General features: G+C 53.4%; 16 protein-coding genes. 10 read left to right on the top strand and 6 right to left on the bottom strand.

Annotated features, from left to right (window positions below; genetic code table 11):
* Positions 1-296 precede the first annotated feature (296 nt).
* The gene (cueP, locus tag WFK85_RS08310) at positions 297-845 is read left to right on the top strand and encodes a copper-binding periplasmic metallochaperone CueP (RefSeq protein WP_336707361.1); all 549 of its coding nucleotides are present in this window, start codon (positions 297-299) and stop codon (positions 843-845) included.
* Positions 846-882: 37 nt separating this feature from the next.
* On the opposite strand, the gene WFK85_RS08305 is transcribed toward cueP, so the two are convergent.
* A complete protein-coding gene (locus tag WFK85_RS08305; protein WP_336707363.1) occupies positions 883-1,446 on the bottom strand; it encodes a helix-turn-helix transcriptional regulator in 564 nt (187 codons plus the stop codon).
* A 698-nt stretch (positions 1,447-2,144) separates the two neighbouring features.
* Between WFK85_RS08305 and pgaA the strand changes: the two genes are divergently transcribed.
* From pgaA to WFK85_RS08280, 5 genes are all read left to right on the top strand, one after another.
* Positions 2,145-4,586: a poly-beta-1,6 N-acetyl-D-glucosamine export porin PgaA gene (pgaA, locus tag WFK85_RS08300; RefSeq protein ID WP_336707365.1), complete on the top strand. Its 2,442-nt coding sequence runs from the start codon at positions 2,145-2,147 to the stop codon at positions 4,584-4,586.
* A gap of 8 nt (positions 4,587-4,594) precedes the next feature.
* On the top strand, positions 4,595-6,610 hold the full coding sequence (pgaB, locus tag WFK85_RS08295) for a poly-beta-1,6-N-acetyl-D-glucosamine N-deacetylase PgaB (RefSeq protein WP_336707367.1): 2,016 nt from the start codon (positions 4,595-4,597) through the stop codon (positions 6,608-6,610).
* Entirely contained in the window at positions 6,603-7,931 is a 1,329-nt protein-coding gene (gene pgaC / locus WFK85_RS08290) for a poly-beta-1,6-N-acetyl-D-glucosamine synthase (protein ID WP_166992850.1), read from the top strand. Before pgaB ends, pgaC begins: the two co-directional genes overlap by 8 nt.
* Complete coding sequence (gene pgaD / locus WFK85_RS08285) at positions 7,931-8,365, top strand: poly-beta-1,6-N-acetyl-D-glucosamine biosynthesis protein PgaD (RefSeq protein ID WP_166993004.1); 435 nt, start codon at positions 7,931-7,933, stop codon at positions 8,363-8,365. The genes pgaC and pgaD overlap by 1 nt, the downstream gene beginning before the upstream one ends.
* Before the next feature lie 169 nt (positions 8,366-8,534).
* Positions 8,535-8,921 (top strand): hypothetical protein, encoded by a 387-nt coding sequence (locus WFK85_RS08280; protein ID WP_336707369.1) that lies wholly within the window; start codon positions 8,535-8,537, stop codon positions 8,919-8,921.
* A 3-nt stretch (positions 8,922-8,924) separates the two neighbouring features.
* Here WFK85_RS08280 and WFK85_RS08275 read toward each other — a convergent pair whose 3' ends face one another.
* A complete protein-coding gene (locus WFK85_RS08275) occupies positions 8,925-10,013 on the bottom strand; it encodes an AbrB family transcriptional regulator (RefSeq protein WP_166992847.1) in 1,089 nt (362 codons plus the stop codon).
* Positions 10,014-10,204: 191 nt separating this feature from the next.
* Between WFK85_RS08275 and WFK85_RS08270 the strand changes: the two genes are divergently transcribed.
* Positions 10,205-10,837, top strand: a complete 633-nt coding sequence (locus tag WFK85_RS08270; protein WP_336707371.1) for a TetR/AcrR family transcriptional regulator — start codon at positions 10,205-10,207, stop codon at positions 10,835-10,837.
* 57 nt (positions 10,838-10,894) lie between these two features.
* On the opposite strand, the gene WFK85_RS08265 is transcribed toward WFK85_RS08270, so the two are convergent.
* The 3 genes from WFK85_RS08265 to WFK85_RS08255 all read right to left on the bottom strand — a co-directional run bounded on the left by WFK85_RS08265 (position 10,895) and on the right by WFK85_RS08255 (position 13,494).
* Positions 10,895-11,215, bottom strand: coding sequence for a hypothetical protein (locus WFK85_RS08265; protein ID WP_166992842.1), 321 nt, complete (start codon positions 11,213-11,215; stop codon positions 10,895-10,897).
* A 105-nt stretch (positions 11,216-11,320) separates the two neighbouring features.
* Positions 11,321-11,998, bottom strand: a complete 678-nt coding sequence (locus WFK85_RS08260) for a hypothetical protein (RefSeq protein ID WP_008459313.1) — start codon at positions 11,996-11,998, stop codon at positions 11,321-11,323.
* Positions 11,999-12,354: 356 nt separating this feature from the next.
* Entirely contained in the window at positions 12,355-13,494 is a 1,140-nt protein-coding gene (locus tag WFK85_RS08255) for an alanine racemase (protein ID WP_166992839.1), read from the bottom strand.
* Between the two features lie 93 nt (positions 13,495-13,587).
* On the opposite strand from WFK85_RS08255, the gene WFK85_RS08250 reads away from it, so the two are divergent.
* On the top strand, positions 13,588-14,496 hold the full coding sequence (locus WFK85_RS08250; protein ID WP_166992836.1) for a LysR substrate-binding domain-containing protein: 909 nt from the start codon (positions 13,588-13,590) through the stop codon (positions 14,494-14,496).
* Positions 14,497-14,596: 100 nt separating this feature from the next.
* Entirely contained in the window at positions 14,597-15,001 is a 405-nt protein-coding gene (locus WFK85_RS08245; RefSeq protein WP_166992833.1) for a cell envelope integrity TolA C-terminal domain-containing protein, read from the top strand.
* Positions 15,002-15,179: 178 nt separating this feature from the next.
* On the opposite strand, the gene WFK85_RS08240 is transcribed toward WFK85_RS08245, so the two are convergent.
* On the bottom strand, positions 15,180-15,656 hold the full coding sequence (locus WFK85_RS08240) for a GNAT family N-acetyltransferase (RefSeq protein ID WP_336707375.1): 477 nt from the start codon (positions 15,654-15,656) through the stop codon (positions 15,180-15,182).
* A 493-nt stretch (positions 15,657-16,149) separates the two neighbouring features.
* On the opposite strand from WFK85_RS08240, the gene WFK85_RS08235 reads away from it, so the two are divergent.
* On the top strand, positions 16,150-17,025 hold the full coding sequence (locus WFK85_RS08235) for an aminoglycoside phosphotransferase family protein (RefSeq protein ID WP_336707656.1): 876 nt from the start codon (positions 16,150-16,152) through the stop codon (positions 17,023-17,025).
* Positions 17,026-17,035: the final 10 nt, after the last annotated feature.

The raw sequence follows: 17,035 nt of genomic DNA, 5'->3' as shown, positions 1-17,035 counted from the left end.
TACCTCCCGGCGAGTTTGTTGTTCATCGTCGCTCACAGGTTGATTTTAAAGTCCGGAAACCCGGCGTTGAAACGATGGTGAAATCCCCAGGTTCAACCTGGAAGGGAGTCGTGACGCTATTGTTTGACGCTCAGGCGGACTAGAAATGTCGAAAAATAGCTGATTGAGATCAATTAAAACTTCATAAATACAGAATCTTACCGTTCTTTACTGCCATGCCTTTGACCTTCCCCCAAGGGGAAGGTGTAACGTCCGCGTCAGTGGTTGTTAAACCTTACTCTGGAAAAGGAAACAGGATGAAAATACGTATCATGACGGCGTGGCTGGCGCTGGCCCTTAGCGGGTCTGCACTGGCGGCCACACCTGAGGCAAATGCCTTTCTGGCGAAACACGGGCTGGCGGGAAAAACTACCGAGCAAATGGTTGAGGCTATCGATCAGTCCCCGCAGGCTCGCCCGCTGGGTTTTAGCGCCGGTGTGACCAGCCGTGCGCTGGTGCTTTCGGACGGGCAGCAGAAGTTTAGCTACCCGCTGGGGGATAAGTTCTATCTGTCGTTTGCGCCATACCTGCAGCAAACGCATCCCTGCTTCAATCACAGCCTTTCCGGCTGCCTGGGTGAGATGGTCAATACGCCATTTGAGGTCAAAATTACCGATAAATCGGGCAACGTTATCCTGAATAAAACGCTGACCAGCCAGCAAAACGGCTTCATCGGCGTGTGGCTGCCGCGCAATACCGAAGGGACGGTCAGCGTCAGCTATCAGGGCCGCACCGCGCAATCCGCGTTTGCCACCTTCGACGACAGTCAAACTTGTATGACCACCTTGCCATTGCAGCAATCATAAGCCCGACGGGCGGCGGCCTCATGGCACACTGCCCAAACTAGGGGTACTGTTGCTCTTCGTCGGTATAAATGAGCAAGCAGGCCTCATTAAAGTTGGCCAATCCCAATCTCTCGTAAAGTTCATTCCGTCGGCGATAAAGACTTTTCAGTGACGTGCAGAGCTTTTCCGCCACGGCTTCCATAGGTAAACCCTTTCTTAGCCACATCATCATCTTCCGCTCCTCCTGACTCAGGCGCATGGCATAAAACCATTCCCCGGCCTGGCGATCTAGCTTCACTTTTTGCAGCAGCCAGAACAGTCCTTCAATGTCCCGGTACGGCATCGACATATCGAGACTCCACTTAAGTCTCAGTGGGGAGAGTTCACTGTGGCGCATATCCAGCATGATGCAACGTACCGGTGCCTCCGCTTTCTCTGCGCTGGTGATGATGTTTTCCCACTGCTCCAGTGGTAACCGGCTATCGACCAAGACAGCGTACTCTTTGTAGCCATAGCTGAAGCTTCTTCTGTCGACGGAGTACAGCCGAATAACATCAGGAAAATAGTTTTTTATTCCCTGGTAAAGATAGCGATCTTGTGTGATCAAAATTGTCGCATTCACCGCAGTGTATTCCTTTAATATCATACAATCCAAATGCCTGGCCATTGAAACCAGGGGTATGCGTTTTCACAGCGTGTCACTATTATTTCTTTAAAAATGAGCTAACTAACCTTTAGGTAAGTGTTGGGGTTGATATTAATTATTGGTAAAGCGTTAGGGTCAAAGAGATATCCTTCTTTATTCCTGATGTAGGAAATTATAAATAAAATGAAATAAGAGAGAAGTCTGTGGTGTGGAAATTAGGAATCTTTGCCAGGAAATGTCCTGATTAATACGTTGATTTTCACTTAAACATATTGATAAAAACATCTCCCATATCATTTTTATATTTTTGATGTGGTTTTTTTTCATTTTAAATCAGTTGCTTGTGTTTTTGTTTTGTATTGAAAGTTATTCATTGAAAAGTCGGTACAGAGTATTCTTAAAAGCATGTTTTTGGCCGTCAGGAAGTGTTCACAAAATTATTCATGGTGACTTATCATTCTTGCTGTCTGACCTAATGTGTAATCTCCGCTATTTTGAGTTTGTTCCTAAAGCCAGATGCAGAAAAAGACGTTAAGTGAGGTGTGCCCGTTTAAATAAATACTCTGCATATCAAAAGAGTGTTTTACCGTGTGAATTACATCCGCTAGTGCCGATATCCGGCATTTAACGCGGCGGATAAACTATGCTCATTCATAATGGAATAATAGATATTTATGGAACAGCGGCTGAGTATCAATAAGTTATTCTTTTATCGTGGCGTGAAGCTGTCGTTATTTTTAATCATGCCAGGGCTGCTTTCAGCGCAAGGGGTGGGGGCAACATCACGCTATGACAGTCAGGTATTACAGGCACGAAATGGGGATTATCAACCCCTGCTTGACGCCTTAAAACATAAGGCACAGCAAAGAGCATTGCACCCGGAACAGGTGGCCGACTGGTTGCAGGTCGCCTCCTGGGCCGGGCGTGATGATGAAGTGGTCAGCGTGTGGCAGCGTTATCAGGAGCGTACTTCTATCCCGGCTCGTGGGGTCGCCGCCACGGCGCAATCCCTGCGTAACCTTCATCGCTGGACGGAATCACTTTCCCTCTGGGAGCGGGTGCTTCAGCTCTCGCCTGGAAACGATGACTATCGTATAGGGCAAATTAAAACGCTGGCCGACGGGCAAAAAGCCTGGCAGGCCAGAGATGAAGCCCTGCGTTTGATCGGGGAAAAGCCGACGCTGGCGCATTGGCAGACGCTCTCTTATGTCTATCTTCGGCAGGGAAAAACCTGGGACCAGTTGCTAAGCGACACACAAGCCATCGCGCTTGCTCCAGGGGATAAAACGGCGCTGCAAAACCTGATATCCAGCCTGACCGTGAACAGGGTGAATACGCCAGCGCTGGCGTTTGCCAGGCAAGCGAACCTTCCGGCAAATGAGCGCAGAAGTCTGGAACTTAACGCGTTGGCCGAAAGGGTGCGCATGGCTGAGATCCCTCCAGGAGAGGAAAAAGCTCGTTTTACCGTCGCGCAGCGGGCGTTGGATCGTTACGACGTTTTGCTCGCCGAATGGCGTGGTAATCCGCAGGCTCAGCAGGACGTTACCAGAGCGCGAATAGACCGGCTTGGTGCACTTTATGCCCACAATCATTACCCAAAGGTCATTCAGGAATATGAAGCCCTGGCCTCAAAAGGCGTGCGCGTTCCACCCTGGGCTTTACGCTGGGTTATTGCGTCTTACCTCGCGGTAAAGCAGGTAGAAAGGGCGCAGGCGCTAACGCCGCAGCTGTTCAGCGGCGCGACGAATGAGAATGAGCAGGCGATGTTTTATGCCTTGCTGGACAGCGGACAGTACGACGCTGCCGCTCGTTATCTGCAAAACCTGACTCAGACAACGCCTTATCGTCGCTACGTGCCGGGTTCCCCGAATCCCGAACCAAACGATCGCTGGCTGGAAGCTAAAACGCTCTCGCTGCAATACCTCCTGTCAACCAATGCGCTGCCAGCAGCAGAAACGTTGTCCCAGCGCCTGGCCAGTACCGCGCCGGGCAACCAGGGGTTACGTATTGATTATGCCAGGGTGTTGCAGGCGCGCGGGCTGCCGCTGGCCGCTGAACGAGAGTTAAAAAAGGCGGAGGTGCTTGAGCCATCCAACCTTGAGCTGGAGCGGCAGCAGGCTTATGTCGCGCAGGATCTGCACAAGTGGCGGCAAATGGATTTGCTGACCGACGATGTGATGCTGCGCGCTCCGCTGGATATCGCTTCTCAGCGGCTGAACCGAACGCGCGAAATTCACCGAATGTCCGAACTGCGTCTTAACGGTCAGCAGGGGATCCACTCTGATACGCCCGTCAGCGGGGCGCACGATTTTAGCTGGGATATGGCGGTTTACGGCCCACCGGTAGCCGACAGCTGGAGGCTGTTTGGCGGTCACCGTTTTGAGCGCGGTCGTTTTGAAGAAGGGAAGGGCTTAAGCCGCAGCGTGTTTGGGGGAATAGAGTGGCGGCCGCGCAATAGTTGGGTCGAGCTTGAACTGGCGAACAATAACTTCAACGGTGGCAATAAGCCTGGCGGGCGGGTTTCGGCCTGGCACAGCTTCAACGACAGCTGGCGAGTAGGAGGCGAAGTGGAACGCCTGGCCCGGGCAACGCCGCTGCGGGCTTTACGCAACGGGGTAAGTGCGAATCAGGCCAACCTGTGGGTGCGCTGGCATCAAAATGAACGGCGTGAATATCAGCTCGCGACCGCGACCAGCTGGTTTTCGGACCATAACCACCGGCAGGAATACACCTTCCAGGGCAAAGAACGGCTATGGCAGACGGCGCGGATCACGCTCGACCTGCAGCCCGGCGTGGCATACAGCACCAACAGCAAGACCGACACCGCCTATTACAGCCCGAAATGGGACTTATCCGCCGCGCCGACGCTCGCCGCTAATCACGTGCTGTACCAGCGCTATGACACCGTCTGGAGCCAGCAGATTAGCGCCGGAACGGGTATTTACCGGCAAAAAAATTATGGGGCGGGGGCGATGACAACCCTGGGATATGGCCAGCGTATCCAGTGGAACAACGTCCTCGACACCGGGGCCATGCTCAACTGGGAAAAGCGCCCCTGGGACGGCAAGCGGGAAACGCATCTCGCCGTCGCTTTTGATGCAAATTTACGATTTTAAGGACAAACATGCTGACCAACAGTTTTCGCCTCGGCCTGATCGTTTTTGGCTGGTTATTGACCTTTTCTGGCCTGGGCGCGCAGGAGATTCATTTTCTGCCGCCGAAAGCGCGGCCGCTGCCTGAAGCCAACCAGCCCTGGCCGAAGAACCATTTTCTGGTGCTGGCTTACCATGACGTTGAAGACCGCGATCCCGATCAGCGTTATCTGGCGGTGCGCACCAGCGCCCTTAACGAGCAAATCAGCTGGCTGCTGCAAAACGGCTACCGCGCGGTAAGCGTGCAGTCGATTCTGGACGCTCACCGGGGCGGCACGCCGCTGCCGCCAAAGGCATTTTTGCTCACCTTCGATGACGGTTACAGCAGCTTCTACACCCGCGTGTGGCCGTTGCTTAAAGCATACAATGTGCCCGCACTCTGGGCGCCCGTGGGCAGTTGGGTAGACACCCCGCCGGGGAAGAAGGTGGATTTTGGCGGGCTTATGACCGCCCGCGATAAGTTTGCCACCTGGGATATGGTGCGCGAGCTTAGCCAGTCCCCGCTGGTTGAGATAGGGGCGCACACCTGGGCTTCACATTACGGTATTCAGGCGAATCCCCAGGGAAGCCGTGAGCCTGCGGTGGCCAACCGGGCGTGGAATAAAGTCACCGGTCAGTATGAAAGTGACGAGCAATTCACCCGCCGTATTGACGACGACGTGCGCCAAATCAGTCGCAAAGTTCAACAGCTCAGCGGGAAGGCCCCTCGCGCCTGGGTCTGGCCCTATGGCGCGGCCAACGGCACCTCGCTTAGCGTGCTCAAAAAGCAGGGCTACCAGCTGGCGTTCACGCTCAATGATGGTCTCGCTGACGCCCGCGACCTGGACAATATCCCGCGAGTGCTGATCTCGGGTAACCCGACGCTCAAAGCGTTCGCCAGCATGGTGAGCCTCGTCCGGGAGCCCGATCCGGTGCGCGTTATGCATGTGGATCTCGACTACGTCTACGACCCGAACCCGGTGCAGCAGGCGAAGAATATCGATGCGCTGGTGCAGCGGGTATATGACATGAAAATCAGCCATGTCTTTTTGCAGGCGTTCTCAGACCCGCTTGGCGACGGCAATATCAAGTCGCTCTATTTTCCCAACCGTTGGCTGCCCGTACGCGCTGACCTGTTTAACTTTGTCGCCTGGCAGTTACGCACCAGGGGCGATGCCAAAGTGTTCGCCTGGCTGCCGGTACTCTCTTTTGATCTGAACGCCGCGCTGCCCAGGGTGCAACGCTGGGACGCCGCCAGCGGGAAGACGCAGCGGGCCACCAGCCCTTATCTACGGCTTTCCCCATGGAACCGACAGGTTCGCCATCAGATAATCGACATCTACGAAGATCTCGCCCGACATGCGGTATTTGACGGCATTCTTTTTCACGACGACGCGCTCCTCACGGACTTTGAAGATGCCGGGCCGGACGCCATGGCCGCCTACCGGCAGGCAGGGTTCCAGGGCAGCATCGGCGACATTCATCAAAACCCTGCCGAACTGCGAAGCTGGACGCGCTTTAAAAGCCAGACGCTGATCTCATTCACGCGCACGCTGACCGACGCGGTGCGGAATATTCGTGGCCCGCAGATAAAGACCGCCCGAAATATCTTTGCACTGCCGATTCTGGAGCCAGAGAGCGAGACGTGGTTCGCCCAGAACATTGACGATTTCCTGGCCGCTTACGACTGGACGGTGCCGATGGCGATGCCGCTGATGGAGTCCGTGCCGCTGGAAGAGAGCAATAGCTGGCTGGAACGGCTAATTAAAGCCGTCGCGGCGAAGCCTTCGGGAATGAATAAAACCATTTTTGAGCTTCAGGCGCGCGACTGGAACCACAAGACGCAGAAAGGCATCGCGGATAAACAGCTGGTGGAATGGATGCAGCTGCTGCAGCTGAATGGGGTGAAACACTACGGCTATTACCCGGACGACTTCATCAATAACCAGCCTGATATTTCACATATCAGACCTGAAATGTCCTCTTACTGGTACCCAAACAATGACTGATCGTCTTCTTTCCTTGCTGATTCTGGGCCTGGTCTTTGGGCTGCCGCTCGGTATGGCGGCGGTATTTACCGGGAAAATCCTGCTGGATTTTGTGTTCTTCTGGCCACTGTTCATGTCGGTCCTGTGGATGACCGGTGGGCTCTATTTCTGGTATCGGCTGGAGCGCCACTGGCCGTGGGGCAAAGAAGTGCCGCCGCCGCAGCTGGAAGGTAATCCGCTGATTTCTATTCTGATCCCGTGCTTTAACGAAGGCAAAAACGCCCGGGAAACGATAGAGGCCGCGCTGGCCCAGCGCTACACCAACATCGAGGTTATCGCCATCAACGACGGCTCTCGGGATAACACCGCCGAGATCCTGAACCAGCTCGCGGTGGAATACCCAAAACTACGAGTGATTCATCTGGCGGCGAATCAGGGTAAAGCCGTAGCGCTAAAGGCCGGGGCCGCCGCCGCACGCGGGGATCTGCTGGTGTGCATCGACGGGGATGCCTTACTCGAGCGGGACACGGCGGCTTACCTTGTGATGCCGCTGATTCGGCATCCCAATGTGGGCGCCGTGACCGGAAACCCACGGATCCGCACCCGCTCGAACCTGATTGGCCGGATCCAGGTCGGTGAGTTTTCTTCGATCATCGGGCTGATTAAACGCACTCAACGCATTTATGGCCGTGTCTTTACCGTTTCCGGCGTGATAGCCGCTTTTCGCCGCCAGGCGCTGGCGGACGTCGGCTACTGGAGCCCGGATATGATCACCGAGGACATTGATATCAGCTGGAAACTGCAGCTGCATCACTGGACGCTCTATTTTGAGCCGCGCGCGCTGTGTTGGATCCTGATGCCGGAAACGCTCAAAGGGCTTTGGAAACAGCGACTGCGCTGGGCGCAGGGCGGGGCGGAAGTGTTTCTGGTCAACCTGCGTCGCCTGTTCCGCTGGGAACACCGCCGGATGTGGCCGCTGTTTATGGAGTACGTGTTGTCGACGGTGTGGGCCTTCGCCTACGCGATCACCATCCTGCTGTTTATTGCCAGCCACCTGACCACGCTGCCGGCAAACCTGGTGGTTGAAACGCTCTTTCCGCCGGCGTTTACCGGGCTGCTGCTGGGCGTAATGTGCCTGATGCAGTTCCTGATCAGCCTGTTCATTGAGCGGCGCTATGAAAAGCAGATCGCCGGGTCGCTGTTCTGGATCGTCTGGTTCCCGCTGATGTACTGGATGATAGGCCTGTTTACCACTCTGGTGTCGTTCCCGAAAGTGATGCTTAAACGCCGCCGCGCCCGCGCGCGCTGGGTAAGTCCTGACCGTGGAAAAGGAAGAATATGATGCAGACCAACACGCTGATTTTGACCGAAGATCGACTGGGACCGCGCCTGTTCGATGGCCTGATAACCGCTATTGCCTGGGCCGGTTTTTTGTACTTTGTATGGAAAAACTTGCTGCTGCAGCTGATGTTATTGCCCGACCAGCGCGGGGAAATCGTCGCGCAGTCGCTCAATTCCGTGCTGCTGTACCTGCTGATTGCGGCCATCAACGGTTGGTTGCTGATCCTCTGGTATCAGTACAGCCTGCGCAGGTACAGCGACCGATACCTCGATGAACACAAACCGTTTCAGCCTGGCGACCTGGCCCGCAGCTTTAACCTGCCGACGCAGCTGGTGTCCGAGATGAGCCGCTATAACCAGTTAACGGTTTATCACGACCAGATTGGGCAGATAATCGATCTTAAAAATAATCGTGCAGAGAGCGAAGCGGATTAACCCCGGTTTCCCGTCAGTATTCTGAACAGCGGCAATACCCGGACTCAATAATGGGTTCGGGTGGCCGATAATCTTAATTGTTCGCTGAGTCAGATAAAAATTGTGGGTGGCTGGAGAGGTTTTAGCATCACTTGTGCGGGTGAAAAAGAATCAAAAAAGAGGGGGAGTCGTGCAATCAGTTCGATTATTGGGTGACGGGTGGGAACCTCATGTGAATCAGGAGGGGGAGCGACTGATTTACTCGCAACCCGTTGAATCAGGGTTTATAAGCCACTCTTTCGACTTTGAGATTCTCCCAACTGATTTGGATGTTCTGCGTACGGATGATTACAGGCGCGCCGCCCTTGAGGTGATTGCACACACTTTGCTGCAGCATTCGACATTGAGGGGAAATCTTCGTTTCACTCAGCGTGATTTTGACTGCCTTGTCGCGAATACGCTTCACACTTCGTCCGACTTCCTCCCGGTATTTATTGCGCGAGTGAACAGGGAGCACAACATTCATATCGAAAGTTATATTGAAGAGACGATGAAATGGCGTTCAGTCAGAAACTGAGTTTCACCTCTTCGCCTGCCGCTGCATGATATTACCGATGATCGGCCCGAAGGCGACCAGAATAATAAAACGGGTCATCTGCATCGACATTACAAAGGCGATGTCGATGTGCTTGCTGGAGGCGGCGATAATTGCCACGGAATCGGCCCCGCCGGGGCTCATGGCTAAATAAGCGGTGAGCGGGTCGATATCGGCCACGACCACCAATCCCGCCGCCATCAGGCCGCAAAGGGCAATCAAAATCACAATGCTGACCGCGATGCGCGGCAGTACCTGGGCGGCATGTTTTAACAGCGGACGCGTAAATTTCAGCCCAATGCGCCAGCCGACGATGGTGTATGCCAGCACCAGCACCCACTGCGGAAGCGCGATCTCAATCCAGTTATTTTGCGACAGCACCACGCCAGCGACCAGCGTGATCAACAGCGCTCCGGCAGGTAAACGCAGAAGTTTGGCCGCAATACAGCCGAAGGCAATAAGCCCGAAAGTTTCAGCCATCGCAACGTAAGAGCCGTGTGCAAAAAGATCGATCGTCGCAGATGTGGCCGGGACGTGCTCACCTGAGACTTTCATCAGCACGGAAGCGACGCTTGCTACCATAATCACCCGCAGATATTGCATGGCGGCGACAAGCTGTGTGTCTGCGCCGTTGGCTTCGGCCATCAGCGTCATGGCCGTGGCTGCGCCGGGGCTTAATCCCCAGAGCGCGGTGGTTCCGGGCAGGATACGCATGCGGGTCATTATCCAGCCGAGCAGCATACAGATAAAAATCACCGAAAAGACGCAGACAATAAACAGCAGCCAGTGAGAGCCGAAGGTGTCGGCGAGGCTGCGGGGCATTTTGCTGGCAATCATGCAGCCGATGATGCCCTGGGCGATGAGAAACAGCGTGCCGTTGGGCTGAATTTTTGCGCCGTTGAGGGAGACCACAATCCCGGCGGCCATCGGCCCGAGCAGCAGGGCGGCAGGAATATTCAGCCAGGTAAGCAGCCCGCCGAAAAGCGCGGTGGCAATAATCAGCGTGCTCCACTGCATACGCTGCGGTGACAGCAGGCGATAACCGTTAGGTGTGGCAGGATCTTGTTTCTTCATCGTTGTATAGCCGCCCGCAGCGCGGAAGAATATTCGGTTTAAGCTGGCTCACGCCGGAGTCGTGGCTTAAACTCTCGGAGAGTTAAGTTATGCGAGGATGTTCTCGCATAACTCAGATTCTAGAGGATGCCCTCGCATATCTCAATGGGCGTTATGCGAATAAATGTTAGCGGATTGATACGAAATATTTTATGACGAAACCAGCGCCCTTAGCGGCAAACCAGCCTAAACGCCTGCGTGGCCATCTTCGTGTGGCGGCGATAACCGAAGCGGCCACACGACTCTTCGGCGAGAAGGGATTTGACGCCGTGACCATGACCGAGATCGCCGCCAGCTCCGGCACGGCCATTGGCTCGCTGTACCGGTTTTTCCCCAACAAAGAGTCGCTGGCCGACGCGCTGCTGCTGGAGTACACCCGCGAAGTGATCGACCGGCTGGAAGTGCTGGAGGCCAGCGTTACCGGGGTGGACATTCCCACCGCAGCGGATCTGTTCACTCGCTTTGTGCTTTCGCTGCAGTCACAGCGAACCTTTGCCCTGAGGCTGGTGGAAGAGCGTGGCGAGCATGAAGCGGCCCGCCTTCAGTTCAGGGATGCCATGCGCGGCGGGTTCTCCACCGCGCTGCAGGTTGTGATCCCCAGTTTATCCGCCGAACGTGCCGGCCTGATGACCATTGTTATCCTGCAAATGCTCAAAGGTGCGGCGGCGGCCAATCTGCAGAATGACGCAGAGCGTAAAGCGGTGCTCAACGAAGCGCAGACACTGCTGGAGCTGTACCTGACGACGGAAAAAACAAAGGGCGCCGCGTCGAAGCCGATGCGCTGAGTCGTTAAAAAATGGCGGAATAAACCGCCATCCTTATAAGGTTATTTTCAAACAAGATTAATTATTCCTTTCAGGGTTTAATACCCACTCAATGGCCAGTTTGAGTGGGGCGACAATAGGCCACTGGCTAAATCGCTCGCAGGCCTGCCGCAGCTTTTCCGGGTCGATTGTCTGGTTGGTACCCACTGTTTCATTTTTAGATGATCCGACACTCAGATTAGTTTTTCCATTAGAAAAAATATGAAAGTGAGGGTATTTGGTGGCGGTTGGTGGGTTGCCTATATAAGTATCGCCATTATTTTCTATTACTTTACAATCATGTTTCTTAGCCCAGGATGTAAGGTCGTCGACATTGACCAGATCATTTTCTTTTAACATTGAACACCTCATTTAAATGCTATTGTTTGATGATAAGCAACAGGCCATAAAAATAAAGAGCTTCTGCAGGGGTAATAAATCCGTGCAGAAGCTCAATATTTATGTTTAACAGCTCGATACCACGGTCCATGTACCGTCGGCATTATAAGTAACGTCAAAAATTGACTCTCCTTCGGTGGCGTCACAAAGCGCAGCGCTGTTGGATGAGCTGGTGAAGTTCATTACCGTGCCGGACTGGTATGACCCTGTCTGGATGTAGTATTTCAGAATTGGCTGGCAGTCCAGGTTTTGGTTTGGTAACACCGTGGTGAAGTTTGACAGTACGACGCTGCCATCGCCCAGCATAACGGCAGAGCCGCCGTTGACGTGGTTTAGATTAGGGCTAAAGACCGGCGAGACTATGCGAAACGATCCCGGTTCCGCCTCCGCGTCTGTCACTGGCGAGCTTAACCCAAAGGGATTCAGCGACAGGCTGGTGGAGTTTCCTTTCGACGGGGTGCCGGTGGCCGGCGTCAGGTCGATAGGGCGGATAGCGGATAAAAATCCTGATTGTTTTCCTACCACAGGAGGCGTATTTGCCTGTTGAACTCCGGCATAAAATTGCATATTAATCAGAAAAGTATAAGTGCTGCTGCTGGTCGAATAAGGTGCCAGTACAATACTCTGGATACTATTTGAGTAGACATTACTTCCACCACTGTATATAGCGGGTTTTTGAAAGAAGAAAAAGTCCTGCTGAGTGCTGCTCTGATTAGTCAGATTAAATTTAATCATTGTGCTCATGATATATACCTTTTGCTGAGTGAATGTAATAATTACAACCTGAATTAAGTAATGCATAATATATTTGTGTTGTTGTTATGCCATAGGCAGTCCTCCCGATATATTAGGGGGCGATTGAGGTGAGGGAAATAAATAAAAATAATGTCTGTCGTATTCAAATTAATATCACTGGCAAAACATAAAACAAACTAATTTATAGATCGTTACAATTGACACCATAAATCAGAGGTCGTTTTCAACAACATATAAGATTTAGTTGTGAAATATATGTTCAAACCTTCGGGCGTGGGAGCACAAGGCATGGCAAAAAAGAGAACCTTCCGGTATCCCCCGCCGTTGATTAGCCTGACTGACGCTTACCAGCCCACGATCCGCGACCAGACCTCGTGCCCCTCGCCATCTTCGCTCAGAACCTGATAGTGCTGATGCATGGCGGCGGTGGCGCAGGCGTGGTTGGGCAGAATGCGCACCCGGCTGCCGACGGGGAAATCATCGACGGTCAAAGTTGAACTGTCCGGCGGGGCAACGATGCCGTGCTCCTGGTTGGTCGTGGTGACCAGCAGGTTTTCGTAGGGCTCTCCGCTCAGGCTGCACACCTGACCGTAACCGTAGTCCTGGCTTTGCGCCGCCGTGCCCCTGTCGCGGGAAAGCGCCATCCACCCGGCATCAATAAATATCCAGCCTTTCTCCCTGTTGTGGCCAATCACCGTGGCGACAACGCTAAGCGCAATATCCTCCAGGCGGCAGACGCCGACGTTTTTCATCACCAGGTCGAAGGTGGTAAACACCCCGGCTCTGACTTCACTGATGCCCGTGAGATCGTCCGCAAAATGGGCTGTCGGCGTGGCCCCTACGCTTAATACGGGACAGGCATAGCCCTGCGCGCGCAGGCGGCTTCCGGCGGTTTTAATAGCGGCACATTCGGCTCTGGCGGCCGCGAGAATAGCTTCGTCCGTGCGGCAGCTATAGGATTCTCCGGCGTGAGCCAGCAGCCCGGTCAGCGTCGAGCCGCTTGCCTCAATGATGCGGGCCAGGGTCAAAAGAGCGTCACTGTGCGGCGGCAATCCGCCCCGGTGGCCGTCGCAATCTACCTCAATAAATACCGAAAACTTGAGGCCGTGCGCCCGGCTATATTCGGCCACGGCGCTAGCCTGTGGTTCGCTGTCGAGCAGAATGTGCAGGTTCACGCCTTTAGCCATCAGCGCTGCCACGCGGGGAAGTTTATGGGGCGCGATGCCGACGGCGTAAAGCAGGTTGGTGTAACCCGCAGCGGCAAAGGCTTCCGCTTCGGCGAGTGTGGAAACCGTGGCCGGGGAATCACTTTGTTCAAGCAGGTAGCGGGCGGCCTCAATGGAGCGCAGGGTTTTCAGGTGTGGCCGGACCTCGCTGCCCAGGGCGTGAACGCGCGAGTACAGGCGCTCAATGTTGCGCAAATATTTGCTTTTCTCGATCAGCAAAAAGGGGGTATCGCGGGTGGTGAGCCATTCGGCGGACATAGCGGGTCTCCTGTGGGGTGAGGCTGTATCTTGTCATCCGGCTAATTAGGTATAAATTAATATAAAATCAATTAATGATTAGGTTCAGGCTTAATGATAAACAGCGACGATCTGGCTTTCTTCCGTACTATCGCTACTCACGATACGCTGGCCGCCGGCGCAAGGGCGATGAATGTCACGCCGCCCTCCGTTACGCAGCGGCTGCGCGGGCTGGAACAAAAGCTTGGCGTCGACCTTATTCTGCGGCCCTCGCGGCAGGTTTCACTCACCGATGAAGGCTCGCTGCTGCTGAGCCGGGCGGAGAAGATCCTCACCGAGCTGGCTGGCCTGCAGTCTGCCCTGGACGACAGGCGGCAACAGGTCAGAGGCAAGCTGCGCGTGCTGGCCCCGCTGGGGTTTGGTAACGACTATATTGCGCCGCTGCTGGGGGAATACGCCGCGCAGCATGAAAACCTTGAGGTGGAGTTGACACTTTCCGACGATCCACATTGGGCCAGGCTACACAAATGGGATCTGGTGATTTTCATCGGCGAGCTACGCGATTCCAGCATGCACTGCATCAAGCTTGCGCCTAACCAACGCTTTATCTGCGCTTCCCCGGACTACCTGAGTCGAAAAGGCACCCCGCTGACGCCGGAACAGTTGGTGGATCACGACTGCATTGCGCTGCGGGAAAACAGCGAAGACGTCACGCTGTGGCGCTTCTCCGGCCCCAAAGGGGACTGCCCGCAGCGGATCTCGCCCAAACTGTCGAGCAACGAAGGGCGAGTGGTAAAAGAGTGGGCGCAGGCGGGCAGGGGGATCATTATGCGGTCCGAATGGGATGTGCTACCGCAGATTCACAGCGGCGAGCTGGTGAGACTTCTGCCGGAATACACGCTGCCGGATGCCGATATCGTGGCGCTGAGCGGCACTCCGCAGGCAGAACGAAGCCCGAGGGCGCAAAAGTTTATCGAGCTGCTTAAGGCGCGGCTGGCGGGGAGGCCTTGGGCTAAGTATTAATATTGGTAGGTCAAAAAGTGAATCGTTAAGTTCGGTGAAGTGGCATAATTCAGCGGTGGCAAAAGCCACGTAATGCAATGCTTCATAAAAGGATTTATGGATGATTAAAGTATCGATGCTGGTCATGCTCGCAATAATGCTTTCAGGATGTGCTCCATTAACCCCGAAAGAGTGTATAAAAAAGAGTGCGCTTGATAGTTGCACCTACGATCGCGCGGGAAAAGTTTCCGATACGGATATTTATGGTCCACAGGCTTCGGGGATAAAGAAAGCACTTGATGCCGCGCTTGCTGAGCCTCATGCCTGGAATGGAAAAAGGTGCAATGTGCACCTTGATTTTAAAATAGATGGAACATTGCAAAATTTCATCGTGAAAGGTGGAGACCAGAGCTACTGTAATGCGTTGCTGGCAGCCTCCAGGCACGCAAAATTCCCGGCCTTTACCGATCAACACGTTTACGACGTTATGGGATCGGCACGTTGGAATATGGAAGGGCAGCCCTGAGTTTTTGATTTTTTATGGGACTGGTTTCTATGCGTCCGGTTTGTGCCAGGAGCAGACATTTCATACATCTTTTTGCATTTGTCATCAGGGAGTTGCCAAGCTTTAGAGAGGGAGATGGCTGCTCAATAGAGTGATTATTGAGCAGCTAATGCGGGGTTATACTCGAAAAGACTGAAGATTAGCTCGCTTTCTTCGAGAAAACGTACATGCCAACCCCATCATTTCCCATGTCCTCGACGCGCACAATGGTAAAACCGCACTTGTTTACGTAAAAACACACATTATTAATCAGGCATGTCGGTGTTCTCAGTGTCCATTCTTTAGCATCAGGATACATATTTTCAATTTCTATCCATGCCTGCAAACCGTAACCTTTGCCCTGTTCTTCAGGCAGAATGAACAATCTGTCAAGAGTGAGTATTCCTGTAGAATTGTCAAAAATAACAGCACCTCCGATGAGGCGATCATTTACCCATAATCCCAGCACTGTTTTGTCAGGCATCATTAATGCTGACTCAAATGAAAATTCCTCTTCACTCTCGTTATCTTCTTCCTCCATATCATCAGGAAAAAAAGAGGCGTTTGATTCAAATGATAATGAATAGATTTGTTCAAGTTCTGTAGCATTAGCAGAAATAGCTGCTTTAATAACCATATGATTTTACGTCGCATATATGAAGAAGGAGTAGTTTTAAAGCCAGTCAGTCAACGGCTGGCATCCGTCGTGGGCAATCAGTTAAATTATTAATCAGCACTGCTGACGGACATTCCTCCGGAGGCATATACACGAACGCATGTTAACAGGTTTCAATATTCAAGTTAAAACATAAAGGGAGCATACTGCCAACCTTTCAGGTCTCTTAATTAAAACAATTTTGTTAAGTTTGGAGAAATTTCTTGAGGTGAGAACGCTGTATATCTGAAAACGCACTGTCCGCAACTCGCTCGTAGCGGACCGTCAGTTCAGGTAAGGTGTCCACCATGTGCCAGTACCTCGCTTAACCTGCAAACCATTAAGCGTCATGAACAGTGTCGCCAGTTCAATCCGACAGCATAAGGATTTCATCTCTCGCTCAAAGCAGCCTAATATTCGTTTGGCAATTTCTTGGCTGTGCTAGCGACAAACACCAGTCTGGCAATCTGGCATGATGGGAGATAAAAACCGCCCTATGGATAAAGACAAACTAAGCTGCTGGCTGAAACGCTGGGATCTGATTCCGGACGGCACTCCCTTTCAGACCCATACGTCGCAGCTGCTGCCGGTGAAAACCGCAGCTGATGGCGCTGAGGCTATGCTGAAAGTGACTGCCGACAGGGATGAACAAACGGGGAACTCGCTGCTGGTCTGGTGGGCAGGCAGGGGCGCGGCGCAGGTTATTGCCCATGAAGATGAAGCCATTCTTCTCGCCCGGGCCACCGGCTCCGCGTCATTAGCCACAATGTCCAGAGAAGGTCAGGAACTCGAAGCCTGCCGTATATTATGTGCTACGGCAAACAGGCTGCATCGCGTTTGGCAAAAGCCTTTGCCCCAGTTGCCTTCGCTGGATGATTGGTTTGCTTCGCTAAAAATAGTGGCGCAGCAGCGGGGCGGCTTGCTGGCATTTTGTTCAGATATCTCCCAAGAACTACTTACCACTCCGCAGGATGTTGTGGCCTTACATGGTGATTTACACCACGGCAATGTGCTTGATTTTGCATCATCGGGCTGGCGGGCGATCGATCCTAAAGGCGTCATAGGGGAGCGAGGATTCGATTTTGCTAATATTTTCACCAACCCGGATTTGGATAACCCAGCTCCGCCGGTCGCTACCGTGCCGGAGATTTTTAAGCGCAGGCTGCGTGCCGTGAGTGAGATAGCAAATCTGGACAGAGAGCGGCTTCTCAAATGGATCATTGCCTGGGGCGGACTGTCCGCAGCGTGGTCATTGGAAAGTGAAAGCACTAACCCCACTGCATTAGGCGTTGCTAAGCTAGCGATAGAAGAATTACGGCCCGCGCTGCGTGGCCATTTTGACGTGCACTGAGGAACCCGAC

The organism is Cedecea sp. VD22, assembly GCF_037150195.1.
Classification (GTDB): Bacteria; Pseudomonadota; Gammaproteobacteria; order Enterobacterales; family Enterobacteriaceae; genus Cedecea.
The sequence above is the reverse complement of the archived record's forward strand: the minus strand, read 5'-3'. Positions and strand labels throughout refer to the sequence as shown.